Raw genomic sequence first — 20,784 nt, 5'->3', positions numbered from 1 at the left:
GCAGTCGTACCACCAGGTCATGCATCGCAGGGTTTTCCCCGGCTCAAAGGAGAGTGCACGATGTCCCTCACCGCCTCCACCCCCGCAAGACCCCGTACGCGCAACACCGCCGCGGCCCTGCTGGCCGTCGCTCTGTGCGTGTCCCTCGCCGCCTGCGGCGGGGCGGGCAAGAAGGCCGCCGCGGGCAGCGGCACGGACGCGAACGGTGCCAAGAAGCTGGTCTTCGGCTTCTCGCAGGTCGGCTCCGAGAGCGGCTGGCGCGCCGCCAACACGAAGTCCATCCAGGACGCGGCGAAGGCCGCCGGTTTCGAGCTGAAGTTCTCCGACGCGCAGCAGAAGCAGGAGAACCAGATAGCCGCGATCCGCACCTTCATCCAGCAGAAGGTGGACGTCATCGGCTTCTCGCCGGTGGTCGTCACGGGCTGGGACACCGTACTGAAGGAAGCCAAGACGGCCGGGATCCCGGTGATCCTCACCGACCGGGCGATCGACACGCAGGACAAGTCCCTCTACAAGACGTTCATCGGATCCGACTTCGTCAAGGAGGGGACGTCCGCCGGCCAGTGGCTGCTGGACGCGGAGAAGGCCAACACCGGCACGGTGAACATCGCGGAGCTCGAGGGCACCACCGGCTCCGCCCCGGCCATCGACCGCAAGAAGGGGTTCGAGGACCTGGTCCTCAAGGACCCCAGGTTCAAGCTGGTCGCGGACCAGACCGGTGACTTCACCCGCGCGAAGGGCAAGGAGGTCATGACGGCCTTCCTGAAGGCGCACAAGGACATCAACGTCCTCTTCGCGCACAACGACGACATGGCGATGGGCGCCATCCAGGCGATCGAGGAAGCGGGGCTCAAGCCCGGCAAGGACATCCGGATCGTCTCCATCGACGGGGTCAAGGACGCCTTCCAGGCCATGGTCGACGGCAAGATCGAGGTCGTCGTCGAGTGCAACCCGCTGATCGGTCCGCAGGTCATGGACCTCGTGCGCAAGCTCAAGGACAAGGCCGAGGTGCCGGCCCGGGTCGAGTCCAAGGAAGGCGTCTTCACCAAGGACAAGGCCGCGGCGGAGCTCCCCAACCGCCAGTACTGAGTTTCTGCCAGTACAGCTCCGGTGATCCGGGACGGGTGCGCCCCAGGAGGGGCGCCCCGGACCCGGCCGGAGCCTGAGCGGCCCGAGGAGAGGAGCTCCCATGTCGACGCCGCAGCCCAGTCCCGCTCCACCCATCCTCCGGATGGCCGGCATCACCAAGGAGTTCGCCGGCGTCCGGGCACTGTCCGACGTCGGTCTCGACCTGTACCCCGGTGAAGTGCACGCCCTGATGGGCGAGAACGGCGCCGGGAAGTCCACCCTGATCAAGGTGCTGACCGGCGTGCACGAGGCCGAGGCGGGGACGGTGACGCTGGACGGCCACGAGGTCCGTTTCGCCGGCCCGCTGCAGGCGCAGCAGGCCGGGGTCAGCACCGTGTACCAGGAGGTCAACCTCTGCCCCAACCTGTCGGTCGCGGAGAACATCTTCCTCGGCCGCGAGCCCCGCAGGCTCGGCCGCATCGCCTGGTCCGAGCTGCGCCGCCGCGCCCGTGACCTGCTGGCAGGCCTGGATCTGGAGATCGACGTCCGCGCGCCGTTGGACACCCTTCCGCTCGCGCTGCAGCAGATGGTCGCCATCGCCCGCGCCGTGGACATCCGGGCGAAGGTGCTGATCCTCGACGAGCCCACCTCCAGCCTGGACCGTGAGGAGGTGACGCAGCTGTTCAAGGTGATCCGGCGGCTGCGCGGTGAGGGCGTGGCGATCCTGTTCGTGACGCACTTCCTGGATCAGGTCTACGACGTGTCCGACCGGATCACCGTGCTCCGTGACGGCCGTCTCGTCGGTGAGTACCGCACCGCGCACCTGCCGCAGATCGAGCTGGTGTCGGCGATGCTCGGGCAGGAACTCGGGGAGCTCACCGAGCGGGGGCGGGGCGACCGGGACCGTCCGGCCGGAACCGCGTTCGTCGAGGCGCACGCTCTGGGGCGCAAGGGCGCCATCGCGCCGTTCGACCTCGCCGTGCGCCCGGGGGAGGTGCTGGGCCTGGCCGGGCTGCTCGGCGCGGGACGCTCGGAGACCGCCCGGCTGCTGGCCGGCGCCGACCGCGCCGACACCGGCGGCCTCACGGTCGACGGGCGGACCGCCACGCTTCGCAGCCCCCGCGCCGCCATCCGGCGCGGCATCGCCTTCTGCTCGGAGAACCGCAGGAGCGAGGGGATCATCCCCGATCTGACGGTCAGGGAGAACATCGTCCTCGCCCTGCAGGCCGCCCGCGGCTGGGTCAGGGCGCTGCCCGCCCGGAAGACGGAGGAGCTGGTCGCGCACTGGATCGCCGCGCTGCACATCCACCCGGCGGACCCGGAGGCGGTCGTGCGGAACCTGAGTGGCGGCAACCAGCAGAAGGTGCTGCTCGCCCGGTGGCTGATCACCGAACCGAAACTGCTGATCCTGGACGAGCCGACCCGCGGGATCGACATCGGGGCCAAGGCCGAGATTCAGCGGCTGGTGGCCTCGCTCGCCGCGGACGGCATGGCGGTGGTCTACGTCTCCGCCGAACTCGAAGAGGTGCTGAGTCTGTCCGACACCGTCGCGGTGCTGCGGGACCGCGAACTCGTGGCGACGCTCGCCAACACCGAAGAACTCACCTTGGACCGGCTGATGGAGACCATCGCGACCGGAGGGACCCACTGATGCCGCCCCTCGTCACCAGGCTGGCCGCCCACCGGCTGTTCTGGCCGCTCGCGTTGCTCGCCGCCCTGCTGATCACCAACGTCGTCTACACCCCCGACTTCTTCTCGATCCAGATCCGCGACGGCCACCTCTTCGGCAGCCTGGTCGACATCCTGCGGCTCGGCTCGCCGCTGCTGCTGGTCGCCCTCGGCATGACCCTGGTCATCGCCATCGGCGGCATCGACCTGTCGGTCGGCGCCGTGGTCGCCATCTCCGGCGCCGTCGCCTGCCTGAACATCAGCGACCTCGCCGACCAGCACAGCGCCGGCGGGGTGATCGTCGCGGTCCTGCTCGCCCTGGGCATCTGTGTCGCCCTGGGCGTGTGGAACGGCGTGCTGGTCGCCGGGATCGGCATGCAGCCGATCATCGCCACCCTGATCCTGATGGTCGCGGGGCGCGGCGTCGCACAGATGATCACCAGCGGCAAGATCATCACGGTCAACAGCGAGCCTTACCACCTGATCGGCGGCGGCTACGAACTCGGCCTCCCGCTGTCGGTGCTGATCGCCGCCGCGGTGCTCGTGCTGACCGGCCTCGTCGTCCGGCGCACCGCACTGGGGCTGCTGCTCGAATCGGTCGGCGGCAACAAGGAGGCCAGCCGGCTGGTCGGCATCCGGGCCCGCGGCCTGACGATCGCGGTCTACGCGTTCTGCGCGCTGTGCGCGGCGGGCGCCGGGTTGATGATCAGCTCCAACGTGGCCGCCGCGGACGGGAACAACGCGGGTCTGTGGATCGAGCTCGACGCGATCCTGGCCGTCGTCATCGGCGGTACCTCACTCACCGGGGGCCGCTTCCACCTCGGCGGCACCGCCATCGGCGCCTTGGTCATCCAGACGCTGTCCACCACGGTCTACACCGTCGGAGTGCCGCCCGAGACGACGCTGGTGTTCAAGGCGCTGGTCGTGATGGCGGTCTGTCTGCTGCAATCCCCGGCGTTCCGCGCCAAGGTGCTCTCGCGCAAGGTGCCCCGCCGATCGGGTACCGGCGGTGGCGCCCGCGCGGACGTCACCGCGAAGCGCCCGGGCACTGTCCGGGACCACGCACCGGCGAACGCCGCCCAGAGCCCGAAGGGGGCGACCACCCTATGAGCGCGACCCAGCCCCGCGCAGCCGCCGGCCGCGGCGTGCGCACCTTCCTGGCCCAGCACCGCGACTACGTCCCGGTCATGGCCACCGCCGTCCTGTTCGCGCTGACCCTCGAAGCGGGCAACTACCGCTACCTGGACTTCCTGGCCGGGCAGACCATCGCCAACCTCTTCGTGGACAACGCGTTCCTGCTGGTCATCGCCGTCGGGATGACGTTCGTGATCCTCACCGGTGGCATCGACCTCTCGGTGGGAGCCGTCGCCGCGCTCTCCACGATGCTGTGCGCCACCCTCGTCCAGCAGCACGGGTGGCCGCCGGCCCTGGTCATCCCGGTGGTCCTGGCGGTCGGCGCCCTGATCGGGGGCGCCATGGGCTACGCCATCCACCACTTCGAGGTCCAGCCCTTCATCGCGACGCTGGCCGGGATGTTCTTCGCCCGCGGCCTGTGCTATCTGATCAGCACCAACTCGATCCCGATCGACGACCCGGTCTTCACCACCCTCGCGCAGTCCCATGTCACCTTCCCCGGCGGCGTGTTCGTCTCCTGGTCGGTGGTGATCGCGCTGGCCGTCGTCGCCATCGCCTTCCTGACGCTGCACTACACGGGCTTCGGCCGCGCGGTGTACGCGGTCGGCGGCAACGCGCAGTCGGCGCTGCTGATGGGCGTGCCGGTCGGCCGGACGGTGATCCGCGCCTACACGGTCAGCGGGCTGTGCTCGGCCTTGGGCGGGGTGCTGTTCACGCTCTACACGCTGTCCGGCTACAGCCTGCACCTGGTCGGCACGGAGCTCGACGCGATCGCCGCGGTGGTGATCGGCGGGACGATCCTGTCCGGCGGCTCCGGCTACGTGCTGGGCACCCTGCTGGGTGTCCTCGTCCTCGGGGTCATCAAGACCATCATCACCTTCGAAGGCACGCTCAGCTCCTGGTGGACGAAGATCGCGGTCGGCACTCTGCTGTTCGCCTTCGTCCTGCTGCAGCGCCTCATGACGTCCCGTCGGCGCGCCTGACTTCTCGTCAGCCCGCCTGCCCGACCGGACCACCCAGCAGCCGCACGGCCGCGCGCTCCTGACCCGCGCGGCCGTGCGGCACGGGGACGAACATCCGCCCGCCACCCCGTGGGGCCCACACCCCCTCCGCGCCATGGAATCCACCCTTCCCCACCGTTCAAGGGAGACCCATGCACTTCGCCCTGCCCCGTCGACCACGCCGTCAGCAGCGGCGAAGGCTGCGCACCGCCGCCGCCCTCGCCACGAGCGCGGCGCTCCTCACCGCCGCGTTCGTCCCCCTCGCGGCCACCCCCGCGGCCGCCGACACCGCCCTGGCCGGGCACTGGTCCCTGGACGAGACCGCCGGCGACACGGCGGCCGACGACTCCGGCGGCGCCCACCCGGGCAGCATCGGGGCCGGAGCCACCCACGCGGCCGGACAGGTGGGAGCCGGCAGCATCGCGACGAACGGCACCGGCACCGGCAACATCGACCTCGGTGCCCCGATCGTCGACACCTCCGCCTCCTTCAGCGTCTCCGCCTGGGTGAAGCTCAACAACACCGACGGCTACCAGACCGCCGTGAGTGTCGACGGCAGTGAGGTCAGCGGCTTCTACCTCGGACTGCGCGGCGACACCGGGACGTTCGCTTTCGCCCGACTGGCCTCGGACACCCCCGGGGCGGCCGCCGTCGCAGCCGCCGCCGACACCCCGGCCGTCGGTACCTGGTACCACCTCACGGGAGTCCAGGACGCCGCGGCCGGCACCCTCACGCTGTACGTCAACGGCAAGCCGCAGACGACCGTCCCGTACACCACGCCGTGGAAGGCGGCAGGGCACGCGGTCATCGGCCGCGGCAAGTACGCCGGGAACCCGGTGGACTTCCTCAGCGGAGGCGTGGACGACGTGCGGTTCCACACCGGCGCGCTGTCCGCGTCCGCGGTGACCGCGCTGGACCAGTCCGCGCACTGGGCGTTCGACGCGGGCACCGGAACCTCCGCCGCGGACGGTTCCGGCCATGACCACCCCCTCACCCTGGGCGCGACGGCCGCCTGGACCGCCGGCAGGACCGGTGCGTACGCCCTGCGCTCCAACGGGACGGCCACCTCGTCCGCGACCTCCACCACCGCCGCGACGGACACCTCGCAGTCGTTCTCGGTCTCGGCCTGGGTCAAGCTCAACACCCTCACCGGATACCAGACCTTCGTGAGCACGGACGGAACCGCCGTCTCCGGCTTCTACCTGCAACTGCGCGGCAACACCGGCAAGTTCGCCTTCACCCGGCTCGCGTCCGACAGCTCCACCGCCACCGCCGGCCACGCCGACGCGAAGACGGCCCCGGCCATCGGGACCTGGTACCACCTCACCGGCGTCAGCGACAACGCGTCAGGCCGACTGAGGCTGTACGTCAACGGCATCCTGCAGTCCACGGTCGCCTACACCACCCCCTGGAAGGCGTCCGCGGGCACAGCGGTCGGCCGCGGCGAGTACAACGGCAACCCGGCCGACTTCGCCGACGCCACCATCGACGACGTGGTGCTGCACGACCACCCGGTGACCGCTCCCGAACTGGAGAACCTCCTCGGCCAGGGCAACGGCACCCTCACCGTCGACGCGGGCACCGCCGCGCACGCGCTGCCCAGTGACTTCTTCGGCCTGATGACCGAGGACATCAACCACTCGGGCGAGGGCGGCCTGTACGGCGAACTGCTGCAGAACCGCTCCCTGATGGCCAGTGCCTCCGGACCGGACTCGTGGTCCGCCGTCAGTTCCACCGGCGGCTCGGCGAGCATCGCCCTGGACACCGCGAACCCGCTCAACACCGCGCTGACCCGTTCGCTGAAGGTCTCCCTGGCCAAGGCCTCGGCCGGCAACCGGGCAGGGGTCGCGAACGGCGGCTTCTGGGGCATCCCCGTCAAGCCGTCCACCCGGTACACCGCCTCGCTGTACGCCAAGGCCGCCCCGGGGTTCACCGGTCCGCTCAAGCTCTCCCTGGAGAGCACCGGCGGCACGCCGTACGCGACGGCGAGCATCCCTTCCCTCACGAGCGCCTGGAAGAAGTACACCGTCACCCTGAAGACCAAGGCCGGTGCCCCCACCAGTTCCGACAACCGCTTCGTGCTCTCCTCGGAGAAGGCGGCGGGGGCCACCCTGTGGCTGAGCAACGTGTCGCTCTTCCCGCCGACGTACAAGAACCGCCCCAACGGCCTGCGGGTCGACCTGATGGAGAAGATGAAGGCCCTCGAGCCCTCCTTCATCCGGTTGCCGGGCGGCAACTACCTCGAGGGCAACACGGTCGCCGAACGCTTCGACTGGAAGAAGACCCTCGGCGCGACCGAGAGCCGGCCCGGCCACCAGGACCCCTGGGGCTACTGGTCCACGGACGGCCTCGGCCTGCTGGAGTACCTCGAATGGTGCGAGGACCTCGGTGCGCAGCCCGTCCTCGGGGTCTACGCCGGATACTCCCTGCAGCACGACGTCGTCCCGCTGGACCAGCTCTCCCCGTACGTCCAGGACGCCCTGGACGAGATCCAGTACGTCACCGGCGCCGTCACGACCCGCTGGGGCGCCAAGCGGGCCGCCGACGGGCACCCCGCCCCGTTCTCCCTCAAGTACGTGGAGATAGGCAACGAGGACTGGTTCGACACCACCGGCAGCTACGACGGTGGCAACGGCCGCTACGCGCAGTTCCACGACGCCATCAGGGCCGCCTATCCCGCGCTGAAGCTGATCGCCACCACCGGCGTCTCCGCACGTACTCCGGACGTGGTGGACCTGCACAACTACCGTTCGCCCGGCTGGTTCAACGCGAACGCCCACGCGTACGACACCTACTCGCGCAGCGGCCCGAAGGTGTTCGAGGGGGAGTGGGCCTCCCAGATCGGCCGGCCGACCCCGAACCTGGCGGGCGCTATCGGTGACGCCTCCTGGCTCACCAATCTGCAGCGCAACTCCGACGTGGTGGCGATGGAGGCGTACGCCCCGCTGCTGGCCAACGTCAACAGCGTCCAGTGGAACACCAACCTGATCGCCTTCGACGCCTCGACCAGCTACAACTCGCCCAGCGCCTACGTCCAGCAGATGATGGCCGCCGCACACGGCGATCAGATCCTGTCCGCCTCCTACGCCGGCACCAGCACCGTCAACCAGGTGGTCAGCCGCTCGTCCAGGACGGGGAAGTACTACCTCACCGTCGTGAACCCGAGCGGCAACGCGCAGTCGATCACCGTCAACCTGGCGGGGGCCGCCGCGGCCGTCCCGACCACCGGTACCGCGGTCACCCTGACCTCGGCCGGCCCCTCCGACACCAACACCCTCACCGACCCCCGTCATGTCGTCCCGGTCACTACCGCGGTGACCGGCCTGGGAGCCACCTTCACGCGTACGTTTCCGGCCAACTCGGTGACCCAACTCACCATCGGCTGAGCGGACACCGTCCGCGCGGCGGCGGCCGACCACTTCGCGTGGTCGGCCGCTTTCGCCTGCCCGAGGGCAAGCGCTTGCTCATCAACTCCCCTGGGATATCCGCTTGTTCAGGTCATTGACAGGTACGCGCTTGCTCTCTAACTTCATCACCGGCCCCATCGTTCACGGACATGAACTTCGACTTTCAACCGTGAACGGGTCTGAGGCAGCCGCATCCTTCGACATCCCCCCATGGAGGACCGACATGGCAGCACGTACATCCACCCGGCGGGTCGTCCCCGCCGTTCTCGCGCCGTTGGCGGCCATCGCCCTGGCCGTGACCGGACTGGTCACCGTCCCGGGATCCGCGTCCGCGCAGGCCCCGGCGCCCCAAGCCGCACCCGCGGCGGCCAGTTGGCCGACGCCGGCCGGCGACCAGCTGGTCACCAGCACGATCAAGGTGACCGGCACCCGTGACGGCGGCATGATCCGGTACATCGGCAGCGGTGACCTGGGCACCGACGGACAGAGTGAGAGCCAGGATCCGATCTTCGAGCTGGCGAACGGCGCGACCCTGCAGAACGTCATCCTCGGCTCCCCGGCGGCCGACGGCATCCACTGCCTGGGCACCTGCACGCTGAAGAACGTCTGGTGGCAGGACGTCGGCGAGGACGCCGCGACCTTCAAGGGCACGTCCGCGTCGCAGACCATGACCATCGACGGCGGAGGTGCGCGCAAGGCCTCGGACAAGGTCTTCCAGCACAACGGCCCCGGCACGATGATCATCAAGAACTTCCAGGTGAACGACTTCGGGAAGCTCTACCGCTCGTGCGGCAACTGCAAGAAGCAGTACGAGCGGCACGTCATCGTCCAGAACGTCACGGTCACCTCGCCCGGCAAGTCCATCGTCGGCATCAACTCCAACTACGGCGACACCGCGAAGCTCTCCGGCATCACCGTCGTGAACGACAGCAGCAAGAAGATCAGCCCCTGCGACCGCTACAAGGGCGTGACCAGTGGCGAGCCGAAGAAGATCGGGAGTGGTCCCGACGGCGTGAACTGCCTGTACTCCTCATCCGACATCACCTACAAGTGAGAGGCGGCACGCCATGAAGCGGATCCCATCGATCAACCGCCGGGCCCTGATCGCCGCCGCCGTCGCGACCGGTGTCGCCTCGGTCGCCGTCGTCGCCTCCCCGGCGGGCGCCGGCCCGGTCGTGCCCGCGACCGGATCCGGTCCGGTCGTGGTCGCGGCAGCGGCCTTCGAGAACGCGCCCATCGGATACGGCGCCGGCACGACGGGCGGGGCGGGCGGCACCACCGTCACCGTCACCACGGTCGCCCAGCTCGTGACCGAGGCCAAGTCGACGGGAGCGAAGACGATCAAGGTCTCGGGGATGCTGCGGGGCACCGAGCAGATCTACGTGACCTCGGACAAGACCATCGTCGGTGTGGGCGCCGACTCGGGCCTCACCGGGGCCGGGCTGTTCATCAAGAAGGCCCACAACGTCATCGTCCGCAACCTGAGGATCTCGCTGGCCAAGGCGCCCGTCGACCTCATCCAGATCCAGAAGTCCGACCACGTCTGGATCGATCACAACGACCTGTCCAACGACCGCACGCACGACAAGGACTACTACGACGGGCTGCTGGACATCAACCACGGCTCCACGGACGTCACCGTCTCCTGGAATCACCTGCACGACCACTTCAAGGGCTCGCTCGTCGGCCACAGCGACAAGAACGCCTCCGAGGACGCGAGCATCCGGGTCACCTACGGGCACAACTGGTTCAGCAACGTGGACTCGCGGCTGCCGCGTATCAGGTTCGGGCATCTGCACGCCTACGACAACCTCTACGAGAACGCTCCGACCAGCGGCATCCACTGCCTGATGAACGCGCAGTGCCTGGTTCAGAACAACGTCTTCGTGAACGTGAACCTCCCGGTGTGGACGACCGAGGACAGTCCGGTCGACGGCTACGCCAACGCCAGTGGCAACGACTACGGCGGCGCGGCCCCCGTCATCACGCGCACCGGCACCTTCACCAGCCCGCCCTACGCGTTCACCCTCGACCCCACCGCGCAGGTGGCGGCCGAGGTCCGGGCGGGGGCGGGCACCGGCAAGGTCGGCTGATCGCGGACCCTTGCAACTGCCCTGATCGCAGGCCCTGACCGACTGCGACCCGGGCCCGATCCGGCCCGATGTGGGAGCGCTCCCGCACCGGGCCGGAGCCGTGTTGGATCAGTTCTGTCGAAAGCATTGACGAAGCCTCGGCGCGGCTCTAACTTTCATCGCGTCGTACTTCGTACGTCATATATGAGACGCGATACGTGAGATCTGAGAGCGCACATGACCTTTGCCCCCGCCCCGATCCCCTCCCGGACGCAGTACGTGCTGGAAGCGATCAAGCACGGCATCCTCACCGGGCAGTTGAGACCGGGACAGCCACTCGTCGAGGCCGATCTCGCGGCGCAGTTCGGGGTCTCGAAGACCCCCGTGCGCGAGGCGCTCAAGACGCTGGCCGGCACCGGACTCGTCGTGATGAGCCAGTACAAGGGCGTCACGGTGCGGGCCGTGGACGCGGCCATGGCGCGTGAGATCTACGACGTGCGACTGCTGCTGGAACCGGAGGCACTGCGCCGCAGCATCGTCAGGAAGGAGTCCCTGGCGGCGGCACAGGACGCGCTGGTGCGCGCCGAGGGCGCGGAGGACCGGGCCGACCGTAGCCTGGCCAACCGCGACTTCCACCGGGCGCTGTACCTGCCCTGCGGCAACCCGCTCCTGACGCGCATGCTCGACGAGGTACGCGACCAGGCGGCCCTGGTGTCGGCCGTCGCCTGGGCGGCCTCCCCCTCCTGGGAGCAGGAGGCCCGCGAGCACCAGGAGATCCTGCGGACGGCGCTGGCCGGCGACGCCGACGGCGCGGCCCGTCTGCTGCACGCGCACATCTCCGACTTCGTCCGCCGCGCGTACCCCGAGCACCAGGAGGCGGGCGCCTGATGGACCGCACCGAACTGACGCACCCCGCCGAGCTGCGGGCCGCACTCGCCGACGTCGTCGCGATTCCGGTGACGCCCTTCGACGCCGACGGCGCGATCGACCGGACCGCCTACCGGTCCCTGCTGCGCCGGCTGCTGGACGGCGGCGTCCGGACGCTGACGCCCAACGGGAACACCGGCGAGTTCTACGCCCTGACCCCCGAGGAACGACTCACGGTCGTCGAGGACACCCTCGCCGAGACCGCGCAACGACCGGCCGTGGTCCTGGTGGGCGTCGGACACGACGTTCCCACCGCCGTCGCCGCGGCCCGGCACGCGCGTGACCACGGCGCCCAGATGGTGATGGTGCACCAGCCGGTGCACCCCTACGTCTCGCACGACGGATGGGTGGACTACCACCGGGCCATCGCCGAGTCCGTCCCCGAACTGGGTGTGGTGCCCTACATCCGCAACCCGCTCCTCGGCGGCGACCGCATGGCCCTGCTCGGCGACCTGTGCCCCAACGTGATCGGCGCCAAGTACGCGGTGCCGGACGCCGCCCGCTTCGCGGCCTTCGCCCGCGACGCCGGCCTCGACCGGTTCGTCTGGGTGGCGGGACTGGCGGAGCTGTACGCGCCCGCCTACTGGGGGGCCGGTGCCACCGGTTTCACCTCGGGCCTGGTCAATGTCGCGCCGTCCGTGTCCCTGGGCATGCTGACGGCCCTGCGTGCCGGGGACTACTCCGAGGCGATGCGGATCTGGGAGCAGATCCGCCCCTTCGAGGACCTGCGCGCCGCGCAGCAGTCCGCGAACAACGTGACCGTCGTCAAGGAGGCGCTCGCCGCTCTCGGCCTGTGCCGCCGCGAGGTGCGGCCGCCGAGTCGTGAACTGCCCGACCCGCAGCGCGCAGAGGTGGCGGCACTCATCAAGGGCTGGGCGCTGTGAGGAAGACTCCCGAGGAGCTGCGCAGCCACCGCTGGTACGGCACCGACGGGCTGCGCTCGTTCAGCCACCGGGCCCGCACGCGGCAGCTCGGCTACCTCCCCGAGGAGCACCTCGGCAAGCCGGTGATCGCGGTCCTCAACACCTGGTCCGACATCAACCCCTGCCACTCCCACCTGCGCGAACGCGCCCAGGCGGTCAAGCGCGGGGTGTGGCAGGCGGGCGGCTTCCCGCTGGAGTTCCCGGTGTCCACGCTCTCGGAGACCTTCCAGAAGCCGACGCCGATGCTCTACCGCAACCTGCTCGCCATGGAGACCGAGGAACTGCTGCGCTCGTACCCGGTGGACGGTGCCGTGCTGCTGGGCGGCTGCGACAAGTCCACCCCGGCGCTGCTGATGGGTGCGGCCAGCATGGACCTTCCCGCCGTCTTCGTCCCGGCGGGGCCCATGCTGCCCGGCCACTGGCGTGACGAGGTGCTGGGCTCCGGCACGGACATGTGGAAGTACTGGGACGACAAGCGGGCCGGGCTGATCGGTGACTGCGAGCTGGCCGAGCTGGAGAACGGGCTCGCGCGTTCCCCCGGCCACTGCATGACGATGGGCACCGCCTCCACGCTGACGGCCGCCGCCGAGGCGCTGGGGGTCACCATGCCCGGTGCCTCCTCGATCCCGGCGGTCGACTCCGGCCACGAGCGGATGGCCGCCGCCTCGGGGGCGCGCATCGTCGAGCTGGTGTGGCAGGACCTGCGACTGTCGCGGATCCTGACCCGTGACGCGTACCAGGACGCGGTCGCCACCGTCCTGGCCCTCGGCGGCTCCACCAACGCCGTGATCCATCTGATCGCGATGGCCGCCCGCTCCGGCGTCGAACTGACGCTGGACGACTTCGACCGCATCGCGCGGACAGTCCCCGTGCTGGCCAACGTGCGCCCGGGCGGCCGGTACCTGATGGAGGACTTCCACTTCGCCGGCGGCCTGCCCGGGTTCCTCGCGCGGCTGACGGACCTCCTGCACCTGGACCGCCCGACGGTCGCGCACCCCACGCTGCGCGAGCAGCTCGACGGCGGACTCGTCCACAACGAGGACGTCATCCGCCCGCGCGGCAACCCGCTGGCCGCCGAGGGCGGCCTCGCGGTACTGCGCGGCAACCTCTGTCCGGACGGTGCCGTCATCAAGCACATCGCCGCCGAGCCGCACCTGCTCAAGCACACCGGGCCGGCCGTGGTCTTCGACGACTACCGGGCGATGCAGGCGACCATCAACGACCCGGAGCTGGGCATCACGGCCGACAGCGTGCTGGTCCTGCGCGGGTCCGGGCCGCTCGGCGGCCCGGGGATGCCCGAGTACGGGATGCTGCCGATCCCCGACCATCTGCTGAAACAGGGGGTGCGCGACATGGTCCGGATCTCGGACGCGCGGATGAGCGGGACGAGTTACGGCGCGTGCGTCCTGCACATCGCACCCGAGTCGTACGTCGGCGGCCCGCTGGCCCTCGTCCGCACCGGTGACCCGATCACCCTCGACGTGGCGGGCCGCAGCCTCCACCTCGAGGTGGACGACGCCGAGTTGGAACGCCGCCGCGCCGAGTGGCAGCCGCCCCCGCCCCGCTTCTCCCGGGGCTACGGCGCCCTCTACCAGGAGCAGATCACCCAGGCCGACACCGGCTGCGACTTCCGTTTCCTGGCCAGGCCCGGCGAAGTGCCCGAGCCCTACGCGGGCTGAGTGCCCGACCAGCCCTCCCCGTCGCGAGTGCCCCAGACCTTCCTCGTCCGGGGCGCCGCACACCATTCAGCAAGCGCTTACCCCCGTAGTGAAGGAGTCCCAGTCATGGCCATCGCCGTGGCGAAACCATCCCGGCGGCGCGACCGGCGCCTCCCGTATCTGCTGATAGCCCCGGCAGGCCTGCTGATGCTCGGGTTCATCGCGTACCCGATGGTCAGCGTCCTCTACTACAGCCTGCAGGACTACAACGTCACCAAGCCCTGGCGGAACGGCTTCGCCGGGTTCTCCAACTTCACCAGGATCTTCACCGACGACCCGCTCTTCTGGCAGAGCCTGGGCTTCAGCGCCCGGTGGGTCGTCGTCGAGGTCAGCCTGCAGCTCGCCCTCGGACTGGTGCTGGCCCTGCTGGTCAACCAGACCTTCCTCGGCCGGGGCATCGCCCGCGCCCTGGTCTTCTCGCCCTGGGCGGTCTCCGGCGTCCTGACCACGACCATCTGGATGCTGCTGTACAACCCTTCCACCGGGTTCAGCCGCTACCTCGCCGACGCGGGCATCGGCACCTACGGCACCTCGGTGCTCTCCGACACCGGCACGGTGTTCTGGGCGGCGGTCCTCGCCGAACTCTGGCGCGGCGTCCCCTTCTTCGCCATCCTCATCCTCGCCGACCTCCAGTCCATTCCCCAGGAGCTGTACGAGGCGGCCTCGGTCGACGGCGCCAACCGCTACCGGCAGCTGTTCCACATCACGCTGCCGCACCTGCGGGACGCGATCGTGCTGTCCACGCTGCTGCGCGGAGTGTGGGAGTTCAACAACGTCGACCTGCTCTACACCCTCACCGGAGGCGGACCGGCGGGCCAGACCACCACACTGCCGCTTTACGTCGCCAACACCGGGATCGACGGGCACGACTTCGGTTACGCGTCGGCGCTGACCACCGTCGCCTTCGTCATCCTCCTGTTCTGCTCGATCCTCTATCTGCGCCTGAGCAAGTTCGGAGGCGACCGCACATGACCGCCGCACTCGCGGAGAAGGACGTCCGAGCGGTACCACCGGCCGGAACCACTCCGCCGCGTACCTCCCGGCGCCGCCGCCGCTCGGTGGACGACGGCACACCGCGCTGGCAGATCTACCTGCCGCTCGGTCTGTACCTGCTGTTCACCCTGGTCCCGTTCTACTGGATGCTGCTGTTCGCGGTGCGTCCGGCGGGGTCGACGTCGCTGGTGCCCTGGCCGGCCACGACCGAGCATTTCGAGAAGGTCTGGAACGAGCGCTCGTTCGGCATGTACTTCCAGAACAGCATGCTGGTGGGTGCCGCCACCCTGATCACCACGACCGTGGTGGCGCTGTGCGGCGGCTACGCCCTCGCCCGCTTCACGTTCCGGGGCAGGAACGCCTTCATGCTGGGGCTGCTGTGCTCGCAGTTCATCCCCGGCGCGCTGATGCTCGTTCCGCTCTTCGAGATCTTCCGGAACCTGCAGCTGATCAACTCGCTGTGGAGCGTGATCATCGCCGAGACCGTGTTCCAACTGCCGCTGTCCATCATCCTGATCAGCGGCTTCATCAAGAACGTGCCCATGGCGCTGGAGGAGGCCGCCTGGGTCGACGGCTGCTCGCGGCTGCAGGCGTTCCGCGCGGTGGTGCTGCCGATGCTGGGGCCCGGACTGATCGCGGTCGGCTCCTTCGCGTTCGTGCACAGCTGGAACCACTTCCTGTTCGCGCTGATGTTCCTCAGCTCGCAGGACAAGCAGACGATCCCGGTCGGCCTCAACACCCTCATCGGCGCCGACAGCGTCGACCTGGGGGCGCTGGCGGCGGGCGGGGTGGTGGCCGCGGTGCCGGTCGTCATCGTCTTCGCGTTCATCCAGAAGTGGCTGGTCACCGGCTTCAGCGCCGGGGCGGTCAAGGGGTGAGCGGCATGGGAGCGACACCCGTCGTCCTGGCCGGCGCGTACGGCCACGGGCACTGGCACCTGGAGAACCTCCGCAGGCTCACCGCCGCCGGAACCGTACGGCTGGCCGGGGTGTGCGACCTGCGGACGCTGGAGGACGAGCGGCTCACCGGACTCGGCACACCGGTACAGGGGACCGACCTGGGGGAGCTGATCGACCGGACGGGCGCCGTCGTCACGATCGTCTGCACGCCGATCCACACCCACGCCGACCTGGCGCTGACCGCCGCCGCCCATGGCGCGCACGTCCTGCTGGAGAAGCCCCCGGCCCCGTCGTACGCCGAGTACGAGCGGCTGGTCACCGGTCTCGAAGCGCGGGGCAGCGCATGCCAGATCGGCTTCCAGTCGCTCGGCTCGAAGGCGGTGACCGCGATCCGCGAGCTGGTCGCCGAGGACGCGATCGGCCGGGTCCGGGGTATCGGCGCCGCCGGCAACTGGGTGCGCGAGGAGGGGTACTTCACCCGCGCCGCCTGGTCCGGGCGCCGCACCCTGCGGGGCGTCGACGTGGTCGACGGCGTGCTCACCAACCCCCTCGCGCATGCCGTGGCCACCGCCCTGCGGCTGGACGGAAGCGACCGCGCCGAGGACGTGGCGGCGATCGAGACCGAACTCTTCCGCGCCAACGACATCGAGTCCGACGACACCTCCTGCGTCCGGATCCGGACCGCGCGCGGCACCCGGATCGCCGTCGCCGCCACCCTGTGCGCCGAGACCGCGACGGAACCGTATGTCGCCGTGCACGGCACGAAGGGCCGCATCACCTTCTGGTACAAGCAGGACCGGGTGCTGCTGCAGCGTGCCTCGCACGGCCCCGAGGAGCGCGTCTTCGCCCGGACCGATCTGCTGGAGAACCTGCTCGCGCACCTCGCGCACGGCGAGGAGCTGCTCGTCCCGCCGCGCTCCACCGGCGCCTTCATGAAGGTCGTCGAGGCGATCCGCACCGCCGCCGATCCCGTGCCGGTTCCCGGCCGGCTGTGGCGTGCCGTTGCGGGGGAGCGCTCCCAGCGCCGGGTGGTGCCGGGCGTCGACGACATGGTCGAGTCCGCCGCGCAGACGCTCGCGCTCTTCTCGGAACTCGGCGCGCCCTGGGCCGTACAGGAGTCCGCGCGGGAGGTGCACTGCTGATGACCGAACCCCTCGAACTGCGGTGCGGCGACCAGGTCGTCGGCCGCTATGACCACCGGCCCGACCTGGCTGTAGCGCGGGCTGTCACCACGGCCGTATCTGCACCTGGTCCGCACCCTGGGCGGAGTGCAGGTCACCGAGGTGATGCCCACGGACCACCGGCACCACCTGGGGGTGAGCGTCGCGGTCCCGGACGTGGCGGGCCGCAACTTCTGGGGCGGCCGGACCTTCGTCCGCGGCCAGGGGCCCACCGAACGGGACAACCACGGTGAACAGCGGCACAGCGGTTGGCTCCGGCGGACGTCCGCCGGTTTCACGGAGGAGCTGTCCTGGACCGCCGACGACCGGGAACTGCTGCACGAGCGGCGCACCGTCGACGTCCGGCGGATCGACGACACCGCCTGGGCGCTCGACGTCACCTTCGCGCTCACCAACACCACCGGTCGCCCGCTGGGCATCGGCAGCCCGGCCACCAACGGCCGGCCCGGCGCGGGGTACGGCGGGTTCTTCTGGCGAGCTCCGAAGGAGGCACGTCCCGCTGACGTCTTCAGCGCGGACGCCGACGGCGAGGACGCGGTGCACGGCCGCCCGGCCGACTGGCTCGCCCTGGCCGGCGGCCGGTGGACGCTGGTGTTCAGCGGACCGGACCCGTGGTTCGTGCGCACCGGCGAGTACCCCGGCGTCGGTTCCTCGCTCGCGGCGCGGGAGCGGCTGGCGGTGCCGCCGGCGGCCACCGTGACCCGGCGGATCGTCACCGGGATCGCCGACGGGCGGCTCGGGCGCGACGAAGCGGCGGCGCTGGCGCGGGCTCTGGGCGGGGGGGAGACCGGATGACGCGCGCGTGGACCGCCGACCTCGGTGACGGCACCTACCGCAATCCCGTGCTGAACGCCGACTGGCCGGACCCCGACGTGATCCGCGTCGGTGACGACTACTACCTGACCGCCTCCAGCTTCGGCCGCGCGCCGGGCCTTCCCATCCTGCACTCGCGCGATCTGGTCAACTGGCGGATCGTCGGCCACGCCCTGGACCGATGGGAGCCGGCCGTCGCCTTCGCCGTGCCGCGCCACGACGGCGGGGTGTGGGCGCCGTCCATCCGCCACCACCACGGCCGCTTCTGGATCTTCTGGGGAGACCCCGACACCGGCATCCACCAGGTCAACGCCGAGGACGTCCGCGGACCGTGGACCCGTCCGCACCTGCTCAAGGCGGGGCGCGGCCTGATCGACCCCTGCCCGCTGTGGGACGCGGACGGCAGCGCGTACCTCGTCCACGCCTGGGCGAGGTCGCGGGCCGGGGTGAACAACCGGCTCACCGGGCACCGCATGAGCTCCGACGGCACCGAACTGCTCGACGAGGGACGGGTGATCATCGATGCCGACGCCCTCCCCGGCTGGTTCACCCTCGAAGGACCCAAGGCCTACCGGCGGGACGGCTGGTTCTGGATCTTCGCCCCCGCGGGCGGGGTGGAGACCGGCTGGCAGGGCGCGTTCCGTTCCCGGGACTTCTTCGGACCGTACGAGGAGCGGGTCGTGCTCGAGCAGGGCAGTACCGCGGTCAACGGGCCGCACCAGGGCGCCTGGGTGGACACCCCGTCCGGCGAGGACTGGTTCGTGCACTTCCAGGCGCGGGGAGCGTACGGCCGGGTGGTGCATCTGCAGCCGATGCGGTGGGCGGCGGACGGCTGGCCGTTACTGGGCGCCGACGGAGAGCCGGTGACCGTGCACGCCAAGCCGAAGGGCGAGGACCAGCCGGTCGAAGCCCCCGCCACCGACGACGACTTCCCCGGTGGCCGGTTCGGCCGCCAGTGGTCGTGGACGGCGAACCCGCGCCCCGGACGGACCACCGCACACAGCGGCGACGGCCTGCGGCTGGCCTGCGCGCGCACCACCGGCGTCGAAGACCTGCGGACGGTGCCCAACGTCCTGGTCCAGCGGCTGCCGGCCGAGTCCTGCACGGTCACCGTCGAGCTGACCCTGGACTCCGCCACCCCCGGTGCCCGGGCGGGACTGGCCGTCCTCGGGGACACCTACTCCTGGATCGGCCTGGAGCGGGGAGCACACGGGATCCGTCTCGTGCACCGCTTCGCCGAGTCCGCGGGCCAGGCGGCCGAGCGGGACGCCGAGTACGCCCGCCCGGCGCCGGACGGCCGGGCCCGGCTCCGCATCGAGGTCGCACCGAGTGCCCGCTGTCACTTCAGCGCGGACATCGGCGAGGGGCCGCTGGCCTCCGGACCGGTGTTCACCGCCGGCCCGTGGCGCTGGCTCGGTGCCCAGCTCGGCCTGTTCGCCACCGCGCCCCCGGGCCGGGGCCCCGCGGGAACGGCCGCGTTCGACGCCTTCCGCATCACTCCTGAATCGCACGACCGCACCGCACGCACCACCGCACCGCACCACACCGCACGCACCACCGCACCACCGCACCGCACCACCGCAATGCAGGACCAGATCCCACGACCGAAAGAGCCGCCATGTCACAGTCGAAGAAGCCACGCCGCAGAACCCGTCTGATCGCCGCCACGGCGATCACCGCCACACTCGCGATCACCGCCACCGCCTGTGGTGACTCCGGCACCTCGTCGGGCGACGAGGGCAAGGGGGAGGGGAAGATCGTCTTCTGGGACAACAACGGTGGGGTGCGTACCGCGGTCTGGAAGCAGATCATCGCCGCGTTCGAGAAGAAGAACCCCGGCATCAAGGTCGAGTACGTCGGCATCCCGATCGCCGACGTACAGAAGAAGTACGACACCGCCATCGCCGGTGGAGGCCTGCCCGACGTGGGCGGCGTCGGCACGGCGTACCTGGCCAACATGGTCGCCCAGAACGCCCTGGAGCCGCTCACCGACCGGATCAACGACAGCGCGCTGAAGGGCAAGCTCGTCGCCGGCATGGTCACCAGCGTCCAGGCGGCGGGCGGTGACGCCCAGCAGCTCTACGAGGTGCCGACGTCGGCCAACCAGGGCACGCTGTGGTACCGCACGGACCTGTTCACCGCCGCCGGTCTGCAGCCGCCCACCACCTGGGCGGGCCTGTACGCGGCGGCCGACAAGCTGACGGACGTCAAGAACAACAAGTTCGGCTTCACCCTGCGCGGCGGCAAGGGCTCGATCGCCCAGGCGCTGGAGATGATGTACGCCCAGTCGGGGATCGACACCTTCTGGAACGGCGACAAGACCACGGTCAACGACCCGGCGAACATCACCGCGCTGGAGAAGTACGTCGGCCTGTACAAGAAGGCGACGCCCGCGGCCGACCTCAACAACGACTTCGTGAAGATGGTCGCCGAGTTCGACCAGGGCAGCATCGGGATGCTGCAGCACAACCTCGGTTCGTACAACGACCATGTGAAGGCGTTCGGCAAGGAGAAGATCGACGGCATCCCACTGCCGCCGGCCACCGACGGCGGAGTGCGGACCATCGTGTCCAACCCCGTCGACGGGCTCGGGTTGTTCAAGTCCGGTTCCAACAAGGCGGCCGCGTGGAAGTTCATCGAGTTCGCCGCCTCGGCCGAGATGAACAGCCTCTGGAACCAGTCGGCGGGCGCGATCCCGGCCAACACCGACACCGAGTGGGACAAGTGGATCACTGACGCCAAGCCGACCAAGGCCGCGATGGACTCGCTCAACGATCCCAAGACCAAGATCGTGCAGTTCCCGTACTACCTGCCGGACTGGAACAGCATCACCAAGGCCGACTCCGAGCCGGATTTCCAGAAGCTGCTGCTCGGCAAGACCACGGCCAAGCAGTTCGCCGACAAGCTCGCGGACAAGCTCAACGCCGCGCAGGCGGACTACAAGAAGCACAAGAGCTGATACCCGCGGCGGGGCGCCGCC

At 70.2% G+C, this 20,784-nt stretch carries 15 protein-coding genes and 1 pseudogene; all 16 read left to right on the top strand.

What is annotated here, in order from left to right; all coding sequences use genetic code 11:
- The first annotated feature begins 60 nt into the window (after positions 1–60).
- The 16 genes and pseudogenes from M2266_RS01095 (at position 61) to M2266_RS01020 (ending at position 20,763) form a co-directional block, all read left to right on the top strand.
- Complete coding sequence (locus M2266_RS01095) at positions 61–1,089, top strand: ABC transporter substrate-binding protein (RefSeq protein ID WP_277436357.1); 1,029 nt, start codon at positions 61–63, stop codon at positions 1,087–1,089.
- A gap of 100 nt (positions 1,090–1,189) precedes the next feature.
- Positions 1,190–2,719: a sugar ABC transporter ATP-binding protein gene (locus M2266_RS01090; RefSeq protein WP_277436356.1), complete on the top strand. Its 1,530-nt coding sequence runs from the start codon at positions 1,190–1,192 to the stop codon at positions 2,717–2,719.
- Positions 2,719–3,846, top strand: coding sequence for an ABC transporter permease (locus M2266_RS01085; RefSeq protein WP_277436355.1), 1,128 nt, complete (start codon positions 2,719–2,721; stop codon positions 3,844–3,846). The genes M2266_RS01090 and M2266_RS01085 overlap by 1 nt, the downstream gene beginning before the upstream one ends.
- On the top strand, positions 3,843–4,853 hold the full coding sequence (gene yjfF, locus M2266_RS01080; RefSeq protein WP_277436354.1) for a galactofuranose ABC transporter, permease protein YjfF: 1,011 nt from the start codon (positions 3,843–3,845) through the stop codon (positions 4,851–4,853). The genes M2266_RS01085 and yjfF overlap by 4 nt, the downstream gene beginning before the upstream one ends.
- A gap of 170 nt (positions 4,854–5,023) precedes the next feature.
- Positions 5,024–8,257, top strand: a complete 3,234-nt coding sequence (locus tag M2266_RS01075) for a LamG-like jellyroll fold domain-containing protein (protein ID WP_277436353.1) — start codon at positions 5,024–5,026, stop codon at positions 8,255–8,257.
- 244 nt (positions 8,258–8,501) lie between these two features.
- The gene (locus tag M2266_RS01070; RefSeq protein WP_277436352.1) at positions 8,502–9,332 is read left to right on the top strand and encodes a pectate lyase; all 831 of its coding nucleotides are present in this window, start codon (positions 8,502–8,504) and stop codon (positions 9,330–9,332) included.
- A gap of 13 nt (positions 9,333–9,345) precedes the next feature.
- Entirely contained in the window at positions 9,346–10,371 is a 1,026-nt protein-coding gene (locus M2266_RS01065) for a polysaccharide lyase family 1 protein (RefSeq protein WP_277436351.1), read from the top strand.
- A 216-nt stretch (positions 10,372–10,587) separates the two neighbouring features.
- Entirely contained in the window at positions 10,588–11,238 is a 651-nt protein-coding gene (locus M2266_RS01060) for a GntR family transcriptional regulator (protein WP_277436350.1), read from the top strand.
- Entirely contained in the window at positions 11,238–12,161 is a 924-nt protein-coding gene (locus M2266_RS01055) for a dihydrodipicolinate synthase family protein (protein ID WP_277436349.1), read from the top strand. The genes M2266_RS01060 and M2266_RS01055 overlap by 1 nt, the downstream gene beginning before the upstream one ends.
- Positions 12,149–13,879, top strand: coding sequence for an L-arabinonate dehydratase (gene araD / locus M2266_RS01050; RefSeq protein WP_277441021.1), 1,731 nt, complete (start codon positions 12,149–12,151; stop codon positions 13,877–13,879). The genes M2266_RS01055 and araD overlap by 13 nt, the downstream gene beginning before the upstream one ends.
- Before the next feature lie 105 nt (positions 13,880–13,984).
- Positions 13,985–14,890, top strand: a complete 906-nt coding sequence (locus M2266_RS01045; RefSeq protein ID WP_277436348.1) for a sugar ABC transporter permease — start codon at positions 13,985–13,987, stop codon at positions 14,888–14,890.
- Positions 14,887–15,789, top strand: a complete 903-nt coding sequence (locus M2266_RS01040; protein WP_277436347.1) for a carbohydrate ABC transporter permease — start codon at positions 14,887–14,889, stop codon at positions 15,787–15,789. The genes M2266_RS01045 and M2266_RS01040 overlap by 4 nt, the downstream gene beginning before the upstream one ends.
- 5 nt (positions 15,790–15,794) lie before the next feature.
- Complete coding sequence (locus M2266_RS01035) at positions 15,795–16,952, top strand: Gfo/Idh/MocA family oxidoreductase (RefSeq protein ID WP_277436346.1); 1,158 nt, start codon at positions 15,795–15,797, stop codon at positions 16,950–16,952.
- Positions 16,952–17,786: pseudogene (locus M2266_RS01030) on the top strand (PmoA family protein). The gene M2266_RS01035 and the pseudogene M2266_RS01030 overlap by 1 nt, the downstream one beginning before the upstream one ends.
- Positions 17,783–19,462 (top strand): family 43 glycosylhydrolase, encoded by a 1,680-nt coding sequence (locus M2266_RS01025; protein ID WP_346780858.1) that lies wholly within the window; start codon positions 17,783–17,785, stop codon positions 19,460–19,462. The pseudogene M2266_RS01030 and the gene M2266_RS01025 overlap by 4 nt, the downstream one beginning before the upstream one ends.
- Positions 19,423–20,763: a sugar ABC transporter substrate-binding protein gene (locus tag M2266_RS01020; RefSeq protein ID WP_277436345.1), complete on the top strand. Its 1,341-nt coding sequence runs from the start codon at positions 19,423–19,425 to the stop codon at positions 20,761–20,763. Before M2266_RS01025 ends, M2266_RS01020 begins: the two co-directional genes overlap by 40 nt.
- The last annotated feature ends 21 nt before the right edge of the window (positions 20,764–20,784 follow it).

It is taken from the genome of Streptomyces sp. SPB162 (genome assembly GCF_029504575.1).
Taxonomy (GTDB): domain Bacteria; phylum Actinomycetota; class Actinomycetes; order Streptomycetales; family Streptomycetaceae; genus Actinacidiphila.
Note: the sequence above shows the minus strand (reverse complement) of the source record. Positions and strands in the feature narration are given on the sequence as shown.